This window comes from Mesorhizobium sp. B1-1-5 (assembly GCF_006443065.1).
GTDB lineage: Bacteria > Pseudomonadota > Alphaproteobacteria > Rhizobiales > Rhizobiaceae > Mesorhizobium.
Genome location: NZ_VFWS01000501.1, coordinates 1 through 1,204 on the forward strand (window position 1 = coordinate 1; position 1,204 = coordinate 1,204).

2 protein-coding genes are annotated in these 1,204 nt (G+C 60.7%); both read left to right on the plus strand.

Annotation, left to right across the window (positions count from 1 at the left end; all coding sequences use genetic code 11):
* The coding region (locus tag FJ980_RS32735) for an ABC transporter permease subunit (protein ID WP_140547571.1) at window positions 1-218 on the plus strand (218 nt) is incomplete at its 5' end.
* Between the two features lie 27 nt (window positions 219-245).
* Window positions 246-1,204, plus strand: a 959-nt coding sequence (locus FJ980_RS32740) for an ABC transporter substrate-binding protein (protein ID WP_140547572.1), incomplete at its 3' end; no start/stop codon positions are given.

Genomic DNA, 1,204 nt, shown 5'->3' on the forward strand with positions numbered 1-1,204 from the left:
GATTTGCCGTGGTCGGCGCCGTGGTCGGCGAATATCTCGGTGCGGCCGGGGGACTAGGCTATCTGATACAGCAGGCCGAAGGCGTTTTCGACGTAGCGGGCGTCTTTGCCGGAATGTTCGTCCTCGCCGCTTTTGTGCTCTTGATCGACTGGATCGTCACGCTGGTCGAAAAGCGGCTGCTTGTCTGGCGGCCTGAATTCTCGAAACCAGGCCGATAGGGCCCAATCCCGCTCAAGGAGGAGATCATGAGGATCATTTCGAAACTGGCGGCCGCCGCCGTCGTATTGCTCGCGGTGGCCACAGACGCGGGGGCCGCCGAAAAGGTCACCATTTCGATCGGCGGAGCGTCATGCCTCTGCTATATGCCGACCGTGCTCGCCAAACAGATCGGCGCTTACGAAAAAGCCGGCATCGATGCAGACCTCGTCGATTTCAAGGGCGGTTCTCAATCGCTGACCGCAGTATTGGGTGGCAGCGCGGATGTGGTGTCCGGCTATTTCGATCACACGGTGAAATTGGCCGCCAAGAACCAGCGCCTGCAATCCTTCGTCGTTTACGACCAGTTCCCGGGACTGGTGCTGGCGGTGGCGCCGGGCCAGACCGGCAAGATCAAGTCAGTGAAGGACCTTGCTGGCAAAAAGGTCGGCGTGACCGCTCCCGGTTCCTCGACCGACTTCTTCCTGAAGTTCCTTCTGCAGAAGAACGGCATCGACCCGACATCCGCCGCCGTGATCGGCGTTGGGCTGGGCGCTACCGCTGTCGCCGCCATGGAGCAAGGGCAGATCGACGCCGTGGTGACGCTCGATCCGGCCGTCACCGTGCTTCAGGCCAGGCATAAGGACCTGACCATCCTGGCGGACACGCGCACCCAGAAAGATACCGAGGCGGTATTCGGAGGCGACTATCCCGGCGGAGCGCTTTACACCCGGCCGGAATGGATGGCCGCGCATCCCCAAGCAACGCAGGGATTGACCAATGCCATGCTTGCCACGCTGGATTACATTCACTCCCACAGCGCCGAAGAGATCATGGCCCAGATTCCCGACAATCTGATCGGCAGCGACAAGGACGCCTATCTGGCCGCGTTGAAAAATGCGATCCCCATGTATTCGACCACCGGGCTCATGGATCCAAAAGGCGCGCAGGCCGTGCTCGACGTTTTCTCTCTCGGTTCGCCTGATGTGGCCAACGCCAAGATCGATAT